Raw genomic sequence first — 18,054 nt, 5'->3', positions numbered from 1 at the left:
GCTGAGCTCCAGGAATTCGAGGGTGGCCAGACGGGTCAAGTCTAGTTGCGACCCGCCGTGGGCGGTGCCCCGTGGGGGCCGGGAGCGGAGTGTGATGACCTACTCGGTCAGCCGACCCTCCCCGCGTCGATCGCGGACGACGGCGAATGCGTACATGGCGAGCCCGAGCACGAGCCACGCGGTGAGGACGAGAATGGGATGCAGCGTCGCAGCCCCGTCGAAGAACCCGAGGTTGCGCAGCAGTGTCCCGGTGGCGCCGGGCGGCAGGAGCTGTCCGATCGCGCCCCACGGCACGGGCAGCACCTCGGGCGCGCTCGACAGGCCCGACAGCGGATTGCCGAGCAGGATCAGCAGCACCGCGGCGATCGCGATGCCGACGCCCTTGAGGAGTCGTCCGAGGCCGAGCACCAGGAACGCGGTCGCGGCGATGCCCAGCATGGCCCCCAGCGTGGTCATCCAGAAGTTGTCCTCGAACGTGCCGATCCAGAAATAGAGGGTCGAGGTGAGCGCGAGTCCGCCGAGTACGGCGAAGGATCCTGCGGTGGCGAGCCGCTGGCGGTTTCCACGAACCAGCGCGACCGTCGCCACGGCGGCGATCCATCCGCCGAGCGCCATCGGGAGGGCGCCCGCCGACAGTCCGATGCCGCGCGGATCCGCCTCCGGGAACGGCACGACGTCGTCGACGACGACCGGCAGCGATGTCACCGCACCGATCTGCTGCGCGGCGGCCTCCAGGATCGTCGCGACGTAGGAGCTCGCCGCCGACGCCGTGTCCACGGTCAGTCCGCTCGCCGGGTCGACGATGAACGCCCCGTAGACGTCACGATTCAGGATCAGCTCCCGGGCGTCGTCGGCGGAATCGGCCACGGTGATCTCGAATCCACCCGGCGCGTTCTCCTCGAGTGCATCACCGAGCGCCGTGACCACCTGGCCGGGCCCGACGACGGCGATCGGGATGTCGTGCGGTTCCGAGTTGACGCTCGGCAGGGCGAAGGCGAGGAGGAAGACGACGATGATCGCGATCAGGATCGCGACGACACCGGCGACCTTGCTCCAGCTCGATGGCGCTGTCGCCGTGTCGGTGGTCGCGGCGGGGGTGAGGGACATGCATGCTCCTGAGTTATTTCCACAAGCGTGGAGTTCTGGGCGTGAGCCTAATGGCTGGAAGCGCGATGATCCAGTCGAATCTCCCCATATGTGGAATTGCGTCGCAACGCCACATATCCTGAGGGGCGATGACCCCCAAGCCGCAGACCCGCCCCGGGCGTCGTCCGGGCGACAATCGCACGCAAGACGTGATCCTCTCGGCCGCACGAGAGCTGTTCTCCCGCGATGGCTATGCAGGGGCTTCGCTGCGCGCGATCGCCGCCGCTGCTGATGTCGATCCCGGCATGATCCGGCACTTCTACGGCAGTAAGGACGGTCTCTTCGAAGCGGCCCTCGCCCTGCCCGACGGGTATTCCGCAGCGCTCACCGCAGCGATCGATGGCGCGCCCGACGGCATCGGCGAGCGGATCACGCGTGCATATCTGAGCCTCTGGGAGAACCCCGAAACCGCCGCGCCGGTGCTTGCGATGGTGCGCACGGCGCTGGCTTCCGAACGCGCGGCGGAACGATCGCGCGACCTGGTGACGTCGCGACTGATCACCCACGCCATCCCGGCGCTCAGCGCCGACCGGCCCGCACTGCGAGCATCGCTCGCCGGTGCACACCTCACGGGAGCAGCATTCGCCCGGCATGTCCTGCGGATCGAGCCGCTCGCCGACCTCTCTTTCGAAGAGGTCGTCCGCCTGATCGCGCCGGCCATCCAGAGATATCTCAGCGGGCCGCTCTAGCAGCCAGGAGCATACCTGGACACTCTGTCCAGATCTACTCGTTTCGTCTAGGCTGGACGCGTGATGCGAAGGTATCGAGATCTCGTCGATGGCTCGTCGTACCCGTTGGACGTGCCGAGGTGGCGGTCGGATTCGGGTCGCCCGCTGTGGATCGACGCCGGGCCGGGGATCGGCCGAGGCGATATCGACGACTCGCAGCGGTCGCTGTGGCGATATCGCGCCGCGCTTCCGGTCGAGATCCCGTCTCCGATCAGCATGGGCGAAGGCGTGACCCCGTTGATCGAGCACGCGTGGGAGGGAACGGCGCGACCGCTGTTCAAGGCGGAGTGGTTCAGCCCGACGGCGAGTTTCAAGGACCGGGGGACGAGCGTGATGCTGTCCTACCTGCGGGACCGTGGCGTCACCAGCGTGTTGGAGGACAGTTCCGGCAATGGCGGGTCCTCCGTCGCCGGCTACGGGGCCGCCGGCGGGCTGCAGGTGAAGATCTTCGCGCCGGCTACGACGTCGCCGGCGAAGATCGCTCAGGTGCGCGCATACGGCGCCGAGGTCGAATTGGTGGAGGGCCCGCGGGAGGAGTCGCAGAACGCCGCGATCCGTCAGGCGACGGCGCCGGCGTTCTACGCGTCCCACAACTGGCAGGCGTTCTTCCTGCAGGGGACGAAGACGCAGGCGTACGAGCTGTGGGAAGACCTCGGCTTCCGTGCTCCCGACAACGTGGTCATCTCCGTCGGCGCCGGCAGCAGCCTGCTGGGCTGCTACCTCGGTTTCCGTGAGCTGATGAACGCCGGCCAGATCGCGAGGATGCCACGACTGTTCGCCGCGCAGCCGGTGAACTGCTCCCCGGTCGACGCGAGCTTCACCGCACACGTCGACACTCCGGTCGAGCGGCCCGTCCTGCCGACGATCGCCGAAGGCACGGCGATCGCCCGTCCATTGCGGCTGGCCCCGATGATCGCGGCGCTGCGCGAATCGGGAGGCTCGACGGTCGCGGTCTCGGAGGAGCGCATCGTGCGGGCTCTGGACGAACTGTGCTCACGTGGCCTGTTCGTGGAGCCCACGAGCGCCACCGCCGCCGCCGCGTACTCGATGCTGCTGCACGCCGGCACGGTCCATCCGGCCGAGACCACCGTGGTCATGCTGAGCGGGTCGGGTCTGAAAGCCGCTCCGACGGTCCGCGATCTGGTCGAGGCGGTCCGCGCATGAACGACTCCGCCGACCGGGTGTTCGCGACCGTCCGTGATCTCGTGCCGGGGATCGCGGCGACATTCGGGCGGTCCTGCGAGATCGTGCTGCACGATTACCGGGACCCCGACCGTTCCGTGATCGCGGTGGCAGGTGATGTCACCGGCCGTCGGGTGGGTGACGGGATGAGCGAGATAGGCCACCGGGTCCTCGCCGACGGCGACAACGCCGCCACCGACCTCAACTACATCACCCGCACACCCGACGGGGTGCTGCTCAAGAGCACCACGATCCCGCTGCGCGACGACGCCGGCGCACTGATCGGCGCGTTGTGCATCAACGTGGACGTGAGCGCACTGAACCGGATCACCGAGGCCGTGAACGACCTCATCGGGCTTCCCGCCGCCGAGACCGAAACGGCGCCGGTGACCGAGTTCCCGACGGGGCTGACGGAAATGATGAACCGGATCGTCGAGCAACGCGAGCGGGCCGCGGGGATCGCGGCGCGAGGGTTCGACCGGCAGACCCGGACGGCCGTGATCCGCGACCTCGCCACGGCGGGAATCTTCGAGCTCCGCGGCGCATCGGCCGCCGTGGCGACCCGGCTCGGTGTGTCCCGGGCCGGCCTCTACAACGACCTTCGCAAGATCAGGGAGACCAGCGATGCAGTATCTCAGTGAGGCGGTGACCAGTGAGCTCGTCGACGAACAGCTCGCTCTGGACGCCGCGCGCGCAGCTTTCACCTCCGAAGGGATGGTCTTCCCCGTCGTCGTGGGGCGGACCCCGGTGGAGGGGCAGCGGTTCACTCTCAAGTCCGGCAGCACCGGCTCAGCGACGGGGGTGAAGATCGGCACCTACTGGCTCGGCAACAGCGAACTCGGAATCCCCCGCCACGGGTCGACCACGATCCTGCTCGACCCTGCGACGGGGCGTCTGGCCGCGGTCATCGAGGCGGCATCCGCAAACGCGATGCGCACCGCGGCGGCCGATGCGCTCGCCGTGCAGACCCTCGCCCGCCCCGACGCGGCCACCCTCGCCGTCGTGGGAACCGGCACGCAGGCGTACTACGAAGCAATCGCCGTCGCGCGGGTCCGTCCGATCACCACGGTGCTGGTCGCCGGACGCGACCCCGAGAAAGCCGACGCCCTCGCCGCGCGGATCGGTGCGCGCCTGAACACGATTCACACGCAGGCCGCTCCGATCGACGCCGCAGTCGCGTCGGCCGATGTCATCGTGACCGCCACGACCTCTCGGGAACCGCTCTTCGAGGCGGGATGGGTGCGGCCGGGAACCCACGTGTCGGCGATGGGAGCCGACGGCCCTGGCAAACGCGAGCTGCCCTCCGCGCTCTACGAGCACGCCGCGCTGTTCTGCGACGTCGCCGAGCAGACCCGCACCCTCGGGGAGTTCCAGCACGCGCCCGAGCACGTCACGATCACACCCCTCGGCGCCGTGATCTCCGGCTCCGCACCCGGACGACAGACCGCTGACCAGATCACGATCTTCGACAGCTCCGGCTTCGCGCTGCAGGACCTCACCCTCGCCGAACACATCCTCGCCGCCTACGAAGCGACCCGAAGCCGATGACCACTCTGCACACCCCAGACACCCCCTTCCTCGCGCTCGACGTCGACCGCGTCGACGCCAACATCGCCCGGCTGCGCACCCACCTGAAGACCCTCCAGGTGCCGCTGCGGTTGCACGTCAAGACCGCGAAGTCCATCGAGGTGGCATCCCGCGTCTTCCCTAGCGGCACCGGCCCGATCACCGTGTCGACACTGGCCGAAGCGGAGTACTTCGCCGACGCCGGATACACCGACATCCTCTACGCCGTCGGTATCGACCCGCACAAGCTGCCCCGCGCCGCAGCCCTCGTCCGCGGCGGCGTCGACCTGACGCTGCTGCTGGACAGCGTCGCCCAAGCCGAAGCGTTCGTCGACTACGCGTCGACGAACGGCGTCGCTCTGCCGGCTCTGATCGAGATCGACTGCGACGGGCACCGGGGCGGTCTGCGCCCGGACGACCCGACACTGCTGGACATCGCCCGCATCCTGGATGCTGCGGAACTCATGCGAGGTGTCCTCGACCACGCCGGCGAGTCCTACTACAGCCCCACCCCAGAGGGTCGACAGGCCGCGGCCGAGAACGAACGAAGCACCGCCGTCGACGCAGCCGCGCGGCTGCATGCGGCCGGGCTTTCGTGCCCCGTCGTCAGCATCGGCTCCACGCCCACCGCCCACGCCGCCACTCAGCTCGAGGGAGTCACCGAAGTCCGGGCCGGCAACTTCGTCTTCTTCGATCTGGTGATGGCCGGCATCGGAGTCTGCACGACAGAGGACATCGCGCTGTCCGTCGTCGTCACCGTCATCGGCCACCAACCCGCCCACGGATGGATCCTCACCGACGGCGGCTGGATGGCCACATCGCGTGACCGGGGCACCGCCGCACAGCGCACCGACCAGGGCTACGGACTCGTCGCCACGATCGACGGCGAGCTCATCCGGGATCTGATCATGGTCGCCGCCAGTCAGGAGCACGGCCAACTCGCCATCCGCGACGGCAGCCACCGACCGCTCCCCGACATCCCGATCGGCACGCGCCTGCGCATCCTTCCCAACCACGCCTGCGCGACCGCATCCCAGCACCAGCGATATCACCTGACCGGAGTGAACCCGCCGGCACCCACCTGGGAGCGGCATAACGGGTGGTGACCACCGGCAACGACCTCGTCAGCCCTCCGGACGCTCGCGTTCGGTCGGACCGGGTTCCAGGTGATCCACCGCGGCGACCATCAGCGTGCGCAGCTCGGGGCGCTGCACCTCGTCGACAGACGCGAGCTTCAGGCTGCGCATCGCGAGACGTCCCGACGCCTGCCGCCCACCCGACGTGGGGAGCAGCCCACTCGGGTCGGGCAGGTCGCCGCCGTAGTAGAAGCCGAGCGTCACGTGGTTCTTGAACGGCATCAAGTAGGCGAACTGCTCGGTGAACTTCTTCGGGCCGATTCCCCATCCGACCGACCGCTGCTTCTGCCACACGACCTCCACCGTCTGCGGCAGAACGTCGTAGACGAGGTCGCGAACGGCGTCCGCCACCGACTGCGCCTGTTCGGTCGCCCGCGACAGGATGCCGCGGAATGCCTCGCCGTCCTTTGGACCTGACCGATTGATGATCCCGGCCGCTTCCGCCATGTCGGAGCACCTGCCCTTCGCCGCGGTGACGCATCGACTGTATCCCCGGTGGGGGCGGACGAGTGAAGCCCTCGGGCCAGATCAGCGGGGGCGGCTGGCGATCGTCAGCCCTGGCTTGCGCTGATGGACCGAGAAGTAGCGCAGGCCGTGCGGGCCGGCGAGGAAGCGCCGCGTCGAGTGTGGCGGAAGCCACACGATCGTGCCGACGGCGAGAGGGATGCTCCCGTCATCGGTTTCGAGGGATCCGTCACCGGCGAGGACGTGGATGAGCACATCGAGGGCGGGTCCGACGTGGTTGCGGATCTCGTCGCCGGGCGGAAGATCGATGACGTTCGCATCCAGTCCTCGCGTGGGTGGCTCCAGCCGCCAGGCCGAGCCGCCCCGGATGGAGGGCAGCCGCGAGGTGTCTCCGACGACGCGCGGCCGCAGGGTGTCGACGTCGTCTCCGCGATCCGTGGTCATGGCCGATCCTTCCGTCTCGGTTTCGTGCGCATCTTCGAGTCAGCGGCTGAGAAGGTCGTGCTCCATCGCGACAGCGCCGCGGCCGCGCGAGTGGAATGGCCGATCTTGGCACAGATGTGCCGCACGTGGTTGTGCTACGCGTGCTACGTTCGAGGGATGAAGACGATCAGCCACCGCGATATGCGCAACAACAGCGCGGAGGTGTTGAAGCGCGTTGCTGCGGGTGATTCCTATACGGTCACGAATCACGGGACGGCCGTTGCGCAGATCATTCCGATCGGTCGAACCGCTGCCGACCTGCCGCTTGCGCAGCCCGCTACGCGGCAGGGTGGCTTCAGTTCTCTGCCTCGACGCCGTGTCGACGGCACGATCACCGAAGCGTTGGACGATCTTCGAGGCGAGCGGTGACGCGGTTCTATCTCGACACATCAGCCGCCGCCAAGCTTCTCGTCGAGGAGCCGGAGTCCGCCGCGTTCGTGAAATGGGCCGACGGAGATTCCGTTGAACTGGTTGCGACGCTGCTGCTCGAAACGGAGCTGCGCCGACTCGCGACCCGGTACGCTCTCCCGCAGCTCCAGGTCACCCACATCCTCGCGGCCGTCTCGCTCTACGACCTGCCGCTCAGCCTTTACCGGGAGGCAGGCCTCCTGCCGGGCGTTGCGCTGCGCTCGCTCGATGCGCTGCATCTCATCGGGGCACTGCGGCTCGGAGTCGATGCGATTGCCACATATGACGAGCGGTTGGCACGTGCTGCACGGGAGGTCGGCGTCGCCGTCATCGCTCCGTCGTGAGAGTGGCTCGTCGGGGCCCGCGCTACCGCAGGTCTGTGACGAACGGCGCCTGTCGCGGATAGGAGCCGGTTGCGACGGTGTCGGCGAGGAAGCAGGCGAGGTTCGCCCGAGTGAGGGTGGTGCGGCGTCCGGAGCGGTGCGGGTCGACCTCGACTGCTCCTGCTCCGCCGTCGATGAGTCGCGGGACGCGGACGAGCGTCCAATCGACATCACTCTCTTCCCATGCGGCGTGTTCGGCGATCTTGTCCTTCGCGAGCTCGCCGCCGAGCCTGTTCAGCAGCCAGGAGATGACCTTGTCGCGGCCGCGCTTGCGATCGCCCTCGAGGGTGAGGCCGGCGACGCTGATGCCGACGTAGCGCGTCACATCGGCATCGGCCATCGCGGACGAGAGGATGCGGGCCGTGTCGCGCAGGAGTGTGGTGTCTTTGCCGACGGGCCCGAGGGCGGATACGACCGCGTCGGCGCCGTCCAGCGATTCCGCAACAGCGCCGGTGTCGCGGATGTCACCGGCGACGATCGTCGCCTGATCGGCCCACCGCGCGGCCTTGGCGGGGTCGCGCACCAGGAGGGTCAGCTGATGGCCGTCGTTCAGAAGATCCGGGACGAGGAGGCGGCCGGTGCGACCGGTGCCGCCGAGAACGGTGAGCTTCATGGGATGTCTCCTCGGGGAGGCGTCGGGGGGTCGACGTGCACGGCGGTGGCGAATCGGGTGAGGAGCCGCTCGAACGTCTGGACGTCTTCAGATGTCCAGACGTGCAGGATGCGGCGCAGGTAGTCGAGCCGGAAGGCTTCGGACTGCGCTCGCAAGGCCCCGCCGGCCGGGGTGAGCGTGAGGGAGAGCCGGCGCGCGTCGGCGGCGGCGTTGGCCTTTGCGACGTACCCGCCGACGACCGCGCGATCGCACAGCCGGCTGGCCGTTGCAGGTGCGACGCCCAGCTCGCTCGCGATGTCGGCGACCGACAGCCCATCGGGCGCATCGCCGATCGCGGTGACGATCAGCACCGTCGACAGGTCGACGCTCGCGGCCTCACCCCGCGCGGCCCGCCCTGACGTGGTCGGTGCCCAGATCCGGCGCATGTCGATGAGCGCCCCATCGATCCGCGCGAAAGACGAATGCATAGCTGTATCATACATACATACATACATACATACATACATACATACATACATACATACATACATACATACATGCTGAATGATTCCCGTCCCGTCGTGTTCGTGACCGGAGCAACCGGCACGGTCGGCTCCGCCGTCGTGGAGCTCCTCCTCGACCGCGGTGAGCGCGTCGTCGCGGGAGTGCGCAGCGAGGCGGATGCCGCGGACCTGCCGGCGGGTGCGCAGTGGAGAATCTTCGAGTTCGGGTCAGACGAGGACGCACTGCGCGAGGCGATGACCGGATGCGACCGGCTGTTCCTCATGCGACCGCCGCCGATCGAGGATGTCGACACCTACCTGTTCCCCGTGATCGACGTCGCGATGGATCTCGGCTTCCGCCAGATCGTGTTCCTCTCCCTGCAGGGAGTGCAGCACAACAAGGGGGTTCCGCACCATCGGGTCGAACAGTACCTCGAAGCCCGGAATGCGCCGTTCACGTTCCTGCGCCCCAACTTCTTCATGCAGAACCTCTCCACGACCTACCGTGGCGGCATCCGCGACGACGACGAGATCTACGTCCCCGCGGGTCACGCCTTCACCGCGTTCATCGACGCCCGCGACATCGGCGACGTCGCCGCCGCCGTGTTCACCTCACCCGGCCACGAGGGCAGGAAATACACCCTGAACGGCGAGCAGACCCTCACCTACCGCAACGTCGCGCGCATCCTCTCCGAGGTCCTCGGCCGTGTCATCCGCTACCCGCGGCCCACCGAGCAGGAATATCTCGCCCGCCTCGCCGAGCAGGGCGCGCCCGCCGACTACATCGCCGTGCAGCGCATGATCTACCGCGTCGTGCGATTCAACGTCTCCGCGTTCCCCAACCGGATGGTCCGCAAGCTCACGGGTCGTCCCGCCACGAGGTTCCGCGAGTTCGCGCTGCGCGAGCGGTCCGTCTGGAGTCGTGCTCGCTGAGGCGCGGCACCCCGTGCGACACCTTCCGGCGCCATTCGCGCCCGTCTCACGCCCGCGACCGATCGCGAGCCTCGGTCAGATCGTCGACCGCGAGTTCGGTGAGCCGGGGCATCACTGTTCGGCACGAAGGTGAGCGCGGACCTGACCCCAGTCGCGGCTCCGGGGGTTGCAGAGGTATTGCCGAGAGCGTGAATCGGGAGTAACGTGCAACCAAATGGTTGCACAAAGGGAACTCAGCGATGACGAGATCGACCGCGTCTTCCAGGCGCTCGCCGACACGACGCGGCGCGACATCGTGCGGCGCACGATCGACGACGAACTGTCGATCTCGATGCTCGCGGCCGAGTACGACATGTCATTCGCCGCGGTGCAGAAGCACGTCTCGGTGCTCGAGGCCGCGCGGCTCATCGTCAAGCGCGCCGAGGGGCGCGAACGACTCGTGCGAGCGGATCCGGCCATGATCGCTCGCGCCCGTGCACTGCTCGCGCGCTACGAAGAACTCTGGCGCGCCCGCATCTCGCGTCTCGATGCGCTGCTGTCCGCCCCAGCGACCGAACCGTCCGAACCCTCCGAAGAAGAAGGAGCTTGATCATGCCTGTCACCGATGTCACGACCGACCCCGAAGCGCTCACCATGACGCTCACGGCCGATTTCGATGCGCCCGTCGAACGGGTCTGGAGCGCGTTCACCGATCCGAGCCAGCTCGAGCGGTTCTGGGGCCCGCCCGGATGGCCCGCGACGTTTCCGACCTTCGATCTCACCGTCGGTGGTCGCGCCGTCTATACGATGACGAGCCCGCAGGGTGAGAAATCGTCGGGGTCGTGGGAGTTCCTCGAGATCGACGAGCCGCGTGGGTTCACCGTGCTCGACAACTTCATCAATGAGGATGGTGCGCCGCTCGAGGGGATGCCCGCCATGCGCGTCGTCTTCCGGTTCGAGCCGACCGAGACCGGGTCACGCCTGATCAACACGACGTACTTCGACTCCGCCGATGCGCTCGAACAGGTCGTCGCGTTCGGCGCCGTCGAGGGATCGACGATGGCGATCAACCAGCTCGACCGCGTGCTGCAGGGGCTGCGCGAGTATGCGGCCGGCAAAGGCACGCGCACCGAGATCCTCGATGACACCCACGTGCGCATCACGCGGCTCATCGAAGGTCCGCGTGAGCTCGTCTGGCGCGCGCACACCGAGCCGGACCTGATCCGGCAATGGATGCTGGGGCCCGATGGCTGGCGGATGTCGGTGTGCGACGTCGACCCTGCCGTGGGCGGGCGCTACCGGTACGAGTGGGAGCCCCTCCCCGGCACCGAGGGGGAGCGCTTCGGGTTCGACGGCGAGACGGTGCTCAGCGAACCGCCGCGTCGGGGCGTCACGACCGAGCACATGACGGGCACCGACTACCCGTCGACGCTCAACGATCTGCAGCTCGAAGAAGAGGACGGCGCGACCCTCATCACGACGCTCATCGAGTACCCCGACAGCGCGACGCGCGACATGGTGCTGGCCACGGGCATGGCCGATGGCATGGAGTCCAGCTACGCGCGGCTGGAACGCGTGCTCGCCGAGGCCTGAGCACGACGGGGAGGGATGCCGCAAGCCCTCGCGGAGCAGCGGCATCCCGACCCTAAGATCACTGCGTGGACTTCTCTTTCGCCTTCACGCCCGACCTCATCGCCGTCTTCCTGACGCTGTTCGTGCTCGAAGTCGTCCTCGGGGTCGACAACGTCATCTTCATCTCGATCCTCGCCTCGAAGCTGCCCAAGGAGCAGCAGGCGAAGGCGCGCAACCTCGGGCTCACGCTCGCGATGCTGATGCGCATCATTCTGGTCTTCTTCGCCGGGTGGCTCATCACGCTGACCGAGGAGATCTTCTCGATCGGCGACCTCGGGTTCTCGTGGAAGGACTTCATCCTCATCGCGGGCGGTCTCTTCCTCGTCTACAAGGCCGTCACCGAGATCCATCACAAGCTCGAGGGCGAGGAGGAATCCGAGGGCACGTCGAACGGCAAGGGGGTGACGTTCGGATCGGTCATCGCCCAGATCCTCGTGCTCGACCTCGTCTTCTCTCTCGACTCGGTCATCACGGCGGTCGGCATGACGACGAACATGCTGATCATCATCACGGTCGTCGTGCTGTCGTTCGGCATCATGCTGTTCGCCGCCCGGTTCATCTTCGGGTTCGTCAACGCGCACCCCACGGTCAAGATGCTGGCGCTGTCGTTCCTGCTGCTGATCGGGGTGTTCCTGATCGCCGAGGGCTTCGGTTTCCACATCGACAAGGCCCTCATCTACGGCCCGATGGCGTTCGCGATCTTCGTCGAGGCGCTCAACCTCTTCGCGGCATCGCGCAAGGCGAAGCGCGAGCAGCGCGCCCGGAACGCCGTGCAGCTGCGGCCGCGTTACCCGAGCGTCGACGAATCGGTAGCCGTCACGGCGGCACTGTCTAAGGAACCGGGTGCGGGTTCGGTCGGCCTCTCCCGCAAACCCGTCGACGGTGAAGCGGCGTCCGGTGAGGAGCGCCGCGGCCTCGGCTGAGCGCTTGCCGAAGTGTCGTCGTCGCCGCAACTTTCGGCTCCCCGAGCGTGGTTTCGGCTCCCCGAGCGTGGTTTCGGTCCCTGAGGTGGTTTCGGTCCCTGAGGGTGGTTTCGGTCTCTGAGGGTGGGATCGGTCCCTGAGCTTGGACCGGTCCCTGAGCTTGGATCGGTCCCTGAGCTTGTCGAAGGGTCGTCGGGCTCGGCGACGTCAGCGTCAGTGGAAGGGGCAGCGGATCTTGCCGCCGGATCGGGGCTTCGTCGGCAGACGCCGTTCGTTGACGTCGAGGCCCTCGTCGAGGATCGTCAGACGCGGGTCGCTCAGGGTCGCGACCGCGGCGGCGAGTCCCGCGATCGCGAGCTTCTCGCCCGGGCAGCGGTGGCCGTCCGGAACCGACGCGCCGCCGTGCGGGACGAAGGCGGCGATCGCCTCGTAGTCGTCGACGCCGACGAAGCGATCGGGGTCGAAGGCGTCGGCGTCATTCCATGACCGGTCGTCGGTGTTCGTCCCGAGGATGTCGAGCACGACGCGGCCGCCGGCGGCGAGATGCTGCCCGTCGATCTCGACATCGGTCGTCGCCCACGCCGGCAGCATCGGAACGAAGGGCGCCGTGCGACGGATCTCCTGCGCGAACGCCGTCGCGAGCGGCCCGTGAGTGAGCGTGCCCCGCTCTTCGGTCTCTGCGGCGATGCGCTGCCGCCATTCGGGGCGATCGTGCAGCTCCTTCGCCGCGAACGCGACGAAGCGGGCGACGGCGATCATGGGCCGCATGCTGTTCTGCAGCTCGACGCCGGCCAGCTTCGGCGAGAGCCTTTCGCCCGCGGCATCCGTATGCCAGGCCCATTCGTGCAGCGCCGTGCCCTCGCGGGTCGCGAGCCGCCCGTCGCGGACGGCCTCGATGAGGCGGGCGGCGTGCCGATCCGACCAGAGCCGGTTGAGCTGCGCGAGCACGAACGACGGCGAGTAGGGAGCGCCGAAGCCGTCGACGATCTGGGCGAGGCGCGTCGCCCATCGCGTCTGCGCATCGGGGGTGCCCGGGAGCCCGGCCCAGCGCATGATGGCCCGGCCGAAGGCTCCGACCGCCGCGTCGTAGGCGCTGCGCCGACCACCCGCGAGCCACGAGTCGCGCTCGAACTGCCACTCGTGCTCGAGCAGCGGGGTCAGGCGCTCGACCTGCGCGTCTTCGTAGGCGACGTCGACGAAGGTCGCCTTGCGGTGGCGGTGCGCCGCGCCGTCGAGGCTGTGCACCGAGTCGTGGCCGAAGAGGGTCTCCTGGACGATCTTCGGCATCGCCCCGTGCCGGGCGATGCGCTCGCCGTCATAGAACAGCGCGACGCCCTCCGCCCCGCGCACGAACATCGCGTCCTTGGCGAGCAGCCGCATGGGAGCCGATCGCGCGCCGTCGCGCACGCGCCGCCAGATGTGGGCGCTGATGCCGTAGCCCCGCACGAGCAGCGACACGCCGTCTTCGCGCAGGGGGTGGGCGGCGGACTGCTGAGTGTGTGCCATTCCGCCACGATGCCAAAGCCGCTCGGCCGGCTCCAGGGGGCGGCGCTCCCCGGGCGGGTGTGCTATCGGGCGACGGGCGTCGACAACTCCGGACGAAACTGCGCCGGCCGGGCCCAGGGGCCGGTTCGCGTCGACGGGTCCGGAGTTGTCGACGCGTCAGGCGCGGGCGAGGGCATCTTCGAGTGCGACCCACGCGAGCATGGCGCACTTCACGCGCGCGACGTACTTCGAGACGCCCGAGAGCGCGGCGGCATCCAGGTAGACGTCCTCGTCGAGGGGGATCGCGCCGCGCGAGCGCAGCGCCGTGCGGAACCCGTCGATCAGGGCGGACGCCTCGCCGACGGGCAACCCCTCGACGAGCTCGCTGAGCATCGAGGCCGACGCCTGCGAGACCGAGCAGCCGGCGCCGTCCCACGTGACATCGCGAATCGTCTCGCCGGCCTCGTCGAGCCGCACGCGCAGCGTGACGTCGTCGCCGCATACCGGATTGTGCTGGTGCGACGTCGCCGAGCGACCGTGCTCGTCGGCGAGCTCCTTGCCGCGCGGACGCTTGGAGTGGTCCAGCAGCAGCTCCTGGTACAGCGCCTCGAGGCCGCTCATGCGCCGACTCCGAAGAACCCACGCACGCCCGCGACGGCGTCGAGGAACACGTCGATGTCGTCCTCCGTCGTGAAGACGGATGCCGACGCCCGCACCGACGCCGTCAGGCCGAGTCGTGCGTGCAGCGGCTTGGCGCAGTGGTGACCCACGCGCACCGCGACGCCGCGGTCGTCGAGGAACTGCCCCACGTCGTGCGCGTGCACCCCGTCGACGTCGAACGCCGCGATCGCGATCCGCTCGACCCCTGGGCCTGTCGCGCTCCCTGAGCTTGTCGCGCTCCCTGAGCTTGTCGCGCTCCCTGAGCTTGTCGAAGGGTCGCCCAGCACCCGCACGCCGTCGATCCCACGCAGCCCCTCGAGCATGCGCTGCTCGAGCCTCCGCTCGCGGGCGTGCACGCGCGGCATCCCGAGCCCGTCGAGATAGCGCACGGCGGCAGCGAGGCCGATCGCCTGCGACACGGGCTGCGTGCCGGCTTCGAACTTCTGCGGCGGCGGCAGGAAGCCGGCCTCGTCGAGGGTCACGGTCGTCACCATCGATCCGCCCGTGAGGAAGGGCGGCAGGTCTTCGAGCACGTCGCTGCGCCCGAGCAGTCCGCCGACGCCGTACGGGCCGAGCATCTTGTGCCCGGAGAACGCCGCGAGGTCGACGCCGAGCTCGGCGAAGTCGAACGGCAGGTGCGGCACCGACTGGCACGCATCCAGCACCGTGAGCGCACCGGCGGCACGGGCGAGCGCGGCGATCTCGGCGACGGGATTGACGATGCCGAGCACGTTCGAGACGTGCGTGAAGGCGACGACGCGCGTGCGTTCGCCGATGACGGATGCCGCGACCTCGAGGTCGAGCGTGCCGTCATCGCGCACGGGGATGTGGCGCAGCACGGCGCCCGTGCGGGCGGCGAGCTCCTGCCAGGGGATGAGGTTCGCGTGGTGCTCGGTCTCGGTCACGACGAGCTCGTCGCCCGGGGCGAGGGCGAACCGCGCGCTGCCGCGCCCCGCCGTGGCGTTGCCGATCGCGTAGGCGACGAGGTTGAGGGCGGCGGTGGCGCCGCTCGTCCACACCAGCTGGTCGGGTCGCGCCCCGAGGAACCCGGCGACGGTCGAGCGGGCGTCCTCGAAGACCTCGGTCGCCTCGGCGGCCAGCGTGTGCGCGCCGCGGTGCACGGCGGAGTTCGCCCGCGTGAGGAAGTCGATCTCGGCGTCGAGCACGGCCTGCGGCTTCTGGCTCGTCGCGCCCGCATCGAGGTAGACGAGCGGCCGCCCGTTGAGGGTCTGCGACAGGATCGGGAAGTCCGCGCGCACGGCCGCGACGTCGAAGTCGGTCGTCGTGGCGCTCATCCCTCCAGGCTACGCGGGATGCCGCGCCGCGGCGCCGTCCACCGTCATTGCGTGCCGTCTCGGCCCGTGTGCGCGAAGCGCGCACGCGAGGGATGACATGATTCTGGCGTGGACGAACAGGTCATCCTCGGCATTCTGGCCATCTTCATCGGCGCCGCCGTCGGGTTCGTCTTCTTCGTGCCCTTCGTCGCGATCAGCTATCGCCGGCGCGGAGGGCTGAGCTTCGGTCGCTTCGTGCTGTGGGCTGCGGCGCTGGTCTACTTCTGGGCGATCTGGACGTACACGCTGCTGCCGCTGCCCGATCCCGACACGATCCGCTGCGCCGGGGTGAACCTCGATCTGTTCCAGTTCGTCGACGACGTGCGCGGCGCGATGCGCCGTCCCGGCAACACGCTGACCGACCCCGCCGTCCTGCAGCTGCTGCTCAACGTGCTGCTGTTCACACCGCTCGGCTTCTTCATCCGCGTGCTCGGCGGCCGCGGCATCCTCATCGCCTTCGTCGTCGGTCTCGGTCTGTCGGCATTCATCGAGACGACCCAGCTGACCGGCGTGTGGGGCGTCTACCCGTGCGCCTATCGGGTCTTCGACGTCGACGACATGCTGACCAACACGACGGGAGCCGTGCTCGGGTCCGTCCTGTCGCTCGTCGTCCCGAAGCGGTACCGCGGTGCGCATCGCGCGACGGATGCCGCCCTGCCGCATCCCGTCACCCGCGGGCGCCGCTTCGTCGCGATCGTGTGCGACGTCGTGGGATTCGGCCTGCTGTACTTCACCGTCGCCATCACGACCCAGCTCGTACTGGAGTTCACGGGGCAGCGCGAAGCCCTGCTCGCCGGGCACGTCGCGTCCGTCACCGCGACCTGCGCGGCAGCGGCGATCTGGCTCATCGTCATCGTCGCGACGGGCCGGTCGATCGGCGACCTCGCCGTGCAGCTCCGTTATCGCGGGGGACGGCTTCCGGCGCTGGTCGCGCGCCCCCTTCGCTGGGTCGGCGGAGTCAGCGGCGCGGCGCTCCTCGGGCTCCTTCCGATGCCCTGGAATCTCGCGTCGGCGGTCTTCGTCCTGCTGTCGCTGCTCGTCTTCTTCACGACGGCTTCCGGGCGGGGCCTGCCGGGGCTCCTTTCGGGGATGCGGCTCGCCGACGCCCGCGAGGATGCCGGAGCAGCATCGCGTCCTGCGGCAGCTCCTCGATCCACGTCCCCGTGATCCTCGAGAGCGCGGCCGTATCCGTCAGCGCGGCGAACGCGATCTCGTGCGGCGGCTCCTCGTCGTCGAAGTAGAGCCTCACCGCCCGCCGAGGAACTCCCGCGCGGCGACGACGAGGCCGTCGACACCGTTCTCGAGGGTCGGGTGCAGCACCGGTGCGAAGAACGGCGAGTGATTCGTGGGGATGTCGCTCGCGATGGTGCCCGCTGCCGCGGCCGTCGCGTACGTCTCGGGGTCGACCCCGCCCCAGAACCAGAAGACGAGGGGCGCACCGGACTCGCGAGCGAACCATGACACGTCCTCGCTGCCGGTGAACATGCCCGGATCGACGACGGTGCCCTCGCCGAACGCGCGGTCGAAGGCGAGCGTCAGCCGCGCCGTCGCGGCGTCGTCGTTGATCGTGGGGGGCAGCGAGTGGTCGGTCGCGATGACCGGCTCCTGCTCGGCTCCGGATGCCTGGGCTTCGGCCCGCACGATGCGCTCGACCTTCTCGAGCACGGCGGCGCGGGTCGTCTCGTCCGGATACCGCAGGCTCAGCTCGAGACGCGCTTCCGCCGGGATGATGTTGTTCTTCAGTCCGGCGTGGATCGAGCCGACCGTCACGACGGCGACGTCGCGCGGATCGACTTCGCGCGACACGATCGTCTGCAGCCGCATGACCGTCGCCGCCGCCATGACGACGGGGTCGATCGTCGAGTGCGGCCGTGACCCGTGGCCGCCGCGGCCGAGCAGGGTCACGGTGATGCCGTCGGATGCCGCCATCTGCGTGCCGCCCCGCACGCCGATCGTGCCCGCGGGCAGCGGTGTCACGTGCTGCCCGAGCACGATGTCGGGGTGCGGATACCGATCGAGCACGCCGTCGGCGATCATCGCCAGTGAACCGGCGCCGTACTCCTCTGCCGGCTGGAAGACCGCGACGACGGTGCCCGACCACTCGTCCTTCGTCGAGACGAGCCGCTCGAGCGCGCCGATGAGGGCGGCCACGTGCATGTCGTGTCCGCACGCGTGCATGACGGGCACGTCGAGCCCCGCGGGGTCGACGCCCCGGGCGGTCGAGGCGTAGGCGAGGCCCGTCTGCTCTTCGACGGGGAGGGCGTCCATGTCGGCGCGCAGCCACACGACGGGGCCGTCGCCGTTGCGGATCACGGTCACCAGGCCCGTGCGGCCCACGCCCTCTTCGAACTCGAGTCCGAGCTCGGTGAGGTGCTGCGCGATGACGCCGGCCGTGCGGGTCTCCTGGAACGACAGCTCGGGGTGGCGGTGCAGGTCGATGTAGAGCGCTTCGAGGTCGATGGCCATGCTGCCGAGCCTACTCACGCGACCTCGGTCGATCCCGTGACCGCCGGATG

The 18,054-nt window shown here is 69.0% G+C and carries 21 protein-coding genes; 12 read left to right on the top strand and 9 right to left on the bottom strand.

Features of this window, described 5'->3' with window-relative positions:
* Nucleotides 1-99: 99 nt before the first annotated feature.
* The gene (locus ACWIBS_RS08020) at nucleotides 100-1,107 is read right to left on the bottom strand and encodes an ABC transporter permease (protein ID WP_376130229.1); all 1,008 of its coding nucleotides are present in this window, start codon (nucleotides 1,105-1,107) and stop codon (nucleotides 100-102) included.
* 128 nt (nucleotides 1,108-1,235) lie between these two features.
* On the opposite strand from ACWIBS_RS08020, the gene ACWIBS_RS08015 reads away from it, so the two are divergent.
* From ACWIBS_RS08015 to ACWIBS_RS07995, 5 genes are all read left to right on the top strand, one after another.
* Nucleotides 1,236-1,835 carry a TetR/AcrR family transcriptional regulator gene (locus tag ACWIBS_RS08015; protein ID WP_376130232.1) on the top strand — a complete coding sequence of 200 codons (600 nt, stop codon included), beginning with the start codon at nucleotides 1,236-1,238 and terminating at the stop codon, nucleotides 1,833-1,835.
* A 63-nt stretch (nucleotides 1,836-1,898) separates the two neighbouring features.
* Nucleotides 1,899-3,038: a threonine synthase gene (locus tag ACWIBS_RS08010; RefSeq protein WP_376130313.1), complete on the top strand. Its 1,140-nt coding sequence runs from the start codon at nucleotides 1,899-1,901 to the stop codon at nucleotides 3,036-3,038.
* A gap of 17 nt (nucleotides 3,039-3,055) precedes the next feature.
* Nucleotides 3,056-3,697: a helix-turn-helix transcriptional regulator gene (locus ACWIBS_RS08005; protein ID WP_376130235.1), complete on the top strand. Its 642-nt coding sequence runs from the start codon at nucleotides 3,056-3,058 to the stop codon at nucleotides 3,695-3,697.
* On the top strand, nucleotides 3,681-4,604 hold the full coding sequence (locus ACWIBS_RS08000; protein WP_376130238.1) for an ornithine cyclodeaminase family protein: 924 nt from the start codon (nucleotides 3,681-3,683) through the stop codon (nucleotides 4,602-4,604). Before ACWIBS_RS08005 ends, ACWIBS_RS08000 begins: the two co-directional genes overlap by 17 nt.
* Nucleotides 4,601-5,728 (top strand): DSD1 family PLP-dependent enzyme, encoded by a 1,128-nt coding sequence (locus ACWIBS_RS07995; protein WP_376130241.1) that lies wholly within the window; start codon nucleotides 4,601-4,603, stop codon nucleotides 5,726-5,728. The genes ACWIBS_RS08000 and ACWIBS_RS07995 overlap by 4 nt, the downstream gene beginning before the upstream one ends.
* 18 nt (nucleotides 5,729-5,746) lie before the next feature.
* Here the strand turns inward: ACWIBS_RS07995 and ACWIBS_RS07990 are convergent, their stop codons facing one another.
* Nucleotides 5,747-6,205, bottom strand: a complete 459-nt coding sequence (locus ACWIBS_RS07990; RefSeq protein ID WP_376130244.1) for a DUF1801 domain-containing protein — start codon at nucleotides 6,203-6,205, stop codon at nucleotides 5,747-5,749.
* 81 nt (nucleotides 6,206-6,286) lie between these two features.
* Nucleotides 6,287-6,667: a cupin domain-containing protein gene (locus tag ACWIBS_RS07985; protein ID WP_376130247.1), complete on the bottom strand. Its 381-nt coding sequence runs from the start codon at nucleotides 6,665-6,667 to the stop codon at nucleotides 6,287-6,289.
* A 156-nt stretch (nucleotides 6,668-6,823) separates the two neighbouring features.
* Between ACWIBS_RS07985 and ACWIBS_RS07980 the strand changes: the two genes are divergently transcribed.
* Entirely contained in the window at nucleotides 6,824-7,075 is a 252-nt protein-coding gene (locus ACWIBS_RS07980) for a type II toxin-antitoxin system Phd/YefM family antitoxin (protein WP_376130250.1), read from the top strand.
* Nucleotides 7,072-7,458: a type II toxin-antitoxin system VapC family toxin gene (locus tag ACWIBS_RS07975; RefSeq protein ID WP_376130253.1), complete on the top strand. Its 387-nt coding sequence runs from the start codon at nucleotides 7,072-7,074 to the stop codon at nucleotides 7,456-7,458. Before ACWIBS_RS07980 ends, ACWIBS_RS07975 begins: the two co-directional genes overlap by 4 nt.
* 22 nt (nucleotides 7,459-7,480) lie before the next feature.
* Here the strand turns inward: ACWIBS_RS07975 and ACWIBS_RS07970 are convergent, their stop codons facing one another.
* On the bottom strand, nucleotides 7,481-8,110 hold the full coding sequence (locus ACWIBS_RS07970; protein WP_376130256.1) for an NAD(P)-dependent oxidoreductase: 630 nt from the start codon (nucleotides 8,108-8,110) through the stop codon (nucleotides 7,481-7,483).
* A complete protein-coding gene (locus ACWIBS_RS07965; protein ID WP_376130259.1) occupies nucleotides 8,107-8,577 on the bottom strand; it encodes a MarR family winged helix-turn-helix transcriptional regulator in 471 nt (156 codons plus the stop codon). The genes ACWIBS_RS07970 and ACWIBS_RS07965 overlap by 4 nt, the downstream gene beginning before the upstream one ends.
* Nucleotides 8,578-8,646: 69 nt before the next feature.
* Here ACWIBS_RS07965 and ACWIBS_RS07960 point away from each other — a divergent pair, with 69 nt between their 5' ends.
* The 4 genes from ACWIBS_RS07960 (at nucleotide 8,647) to ACWIBS_RS07945 (ending at nucleotide 12,059) form a co-directional block, all read left to right on the top strand.
* A complete protein-coding gene (locus tag ACWIBS_RS07960) occupies nucleotides 8,647-9,525 on the top strand; it encodes an SDR family oxidoreductase (RefSeq protein ID WP_376130262.1) in 879 nt (292 codons plus the stop codon).
* Between the two features lie 214 nt (nucleotides 9,526-9,739).
* Nucleotides 9,740-10,114 carry an ArsR/SmtB family transcription factor gene (locus ACWIBS_RS07955; protein ID WP_376130265.1) on the top strand — a complete coding sequence of 125 codons (375 nt, stop codon included), beginning with the start codon at nucleotides 9,740-9,742 and terminating at the stop codon, nucleotides 10,112-10,114.
* A gap of 2 nt (nucleotides 10,115-10,116) precedes the next feature.
* Entirely contained in the window at nucleotides 10,117-11,097 is a 981-nt protein-coding gene (locus ACWIBS_RS07950) for an SRPBCC family protein (RefSeq protein ID WP_376130268.1), read from the top strand.
* A gap of 65 nt (nucleotides 11,098-11,162) precedes the next feature.
* Entirely contained in the window at nucleotides 11,163-12,059 is an 897-nt protein-coding gene (locus ACWIBS_RS07945) for a TerC family protein (RefSeq protein ID WP_376130271.1), read from the top strand.
* A 213-nt stretch (nucleotides 12,060-12,272) separates the two neighbouring features.
* Here ACWIBS_RS07945 and ACWIBS_RS07940 read toward each other — a convergent pair whose 3' ends face one another.
* From ACWIBS_RS07940 to ACWIBS_RS07930, 3 genes are all read right to left on the bottom strand, one after another.
* Nucleotides 12,273-13,565, bottom strand: a complete 1,293-nt coding sequence (locus ACWIBS_RS07940) for a cytochrome P450 (protein ID WP_376130274.1) — start codon at nucleotides 13,563-13,565, stop codon at nucleotides 12,273-12,275.
* A gap of 156 nt (nucleotides 13,566-13,721) precedes the next feature.
* Complete coding sequence (sufU, locus tag ACWIBS_RS07935) at nucleotides 13,722-14,165, bottom strand: Fe-S cluster assembly sulfur transfer protein SufU (RefSeq protein ID WP_376130277.1); 444 nt, start codon at nucleotides 14,163-14,165, stop codon at nucleotides 13,722-13,724.
* Nucleotides 14,162-15,499: an aminotransferase class V-fold PLP-dependent enzyme gene (locus tag ACWIBS_RS07930; RefSeq protein WP_376130280.1), complete on the bottom strand. Its 1,338-nt coding sequence runs from the start codon at nucleotides 15,497-15,499 to the stop codon at nucleotides 14,162-14,164. The genes sufU and ACWIBS_RS07930 overlap by 4 nt, the downstream gene beginning before the upstream one ends.
* A 108-nt stretch (nucleotides 15,500-15,607) precedes the next feature.
* Here ACWIBS_RS07930 and ACWIBS_RS07925 point away from each other — a divergent pair, with 108 nt between their 5' ends.
* Nucleotides 15,608-16,705, top strand: coding sequence for a VanZ family protein (locus ACWIBS_RS07925; protein WP_376130283.1), 1,098 nt, complete (start codon nucleotides 15,608-15,610; stop codon nucleotides 16,703-16,705).
* A gap of 78 nt (nucleotides 16,706-16,783) precedes the next feature.
* On the opposite strand, the gene ACWIBS_RS07920 is transcribed toward ACWIBS_RS07925, so the two are convergent.
* Nucleotides 16,784-18,004, bottom strand: coding sequence for an amidohydrolase (locus ACWIBS_RS07920; RefSeq protein ID WP_376130285.1), 1,221 nt, complete (start codon nucleotides 18,002-18,004; stop codon nucleotides 16,784-16,786).
* Between the last annotated feature and the right edge of the window lie 50 nt (nucleotides 18,005-18,054).

This window comes from Microbacterium sp. NPDC055442 (genome assembly GCF_053644215.1).
This window is presented reverse-complemented; position numbering and strand designations above follow the sequence as displayed.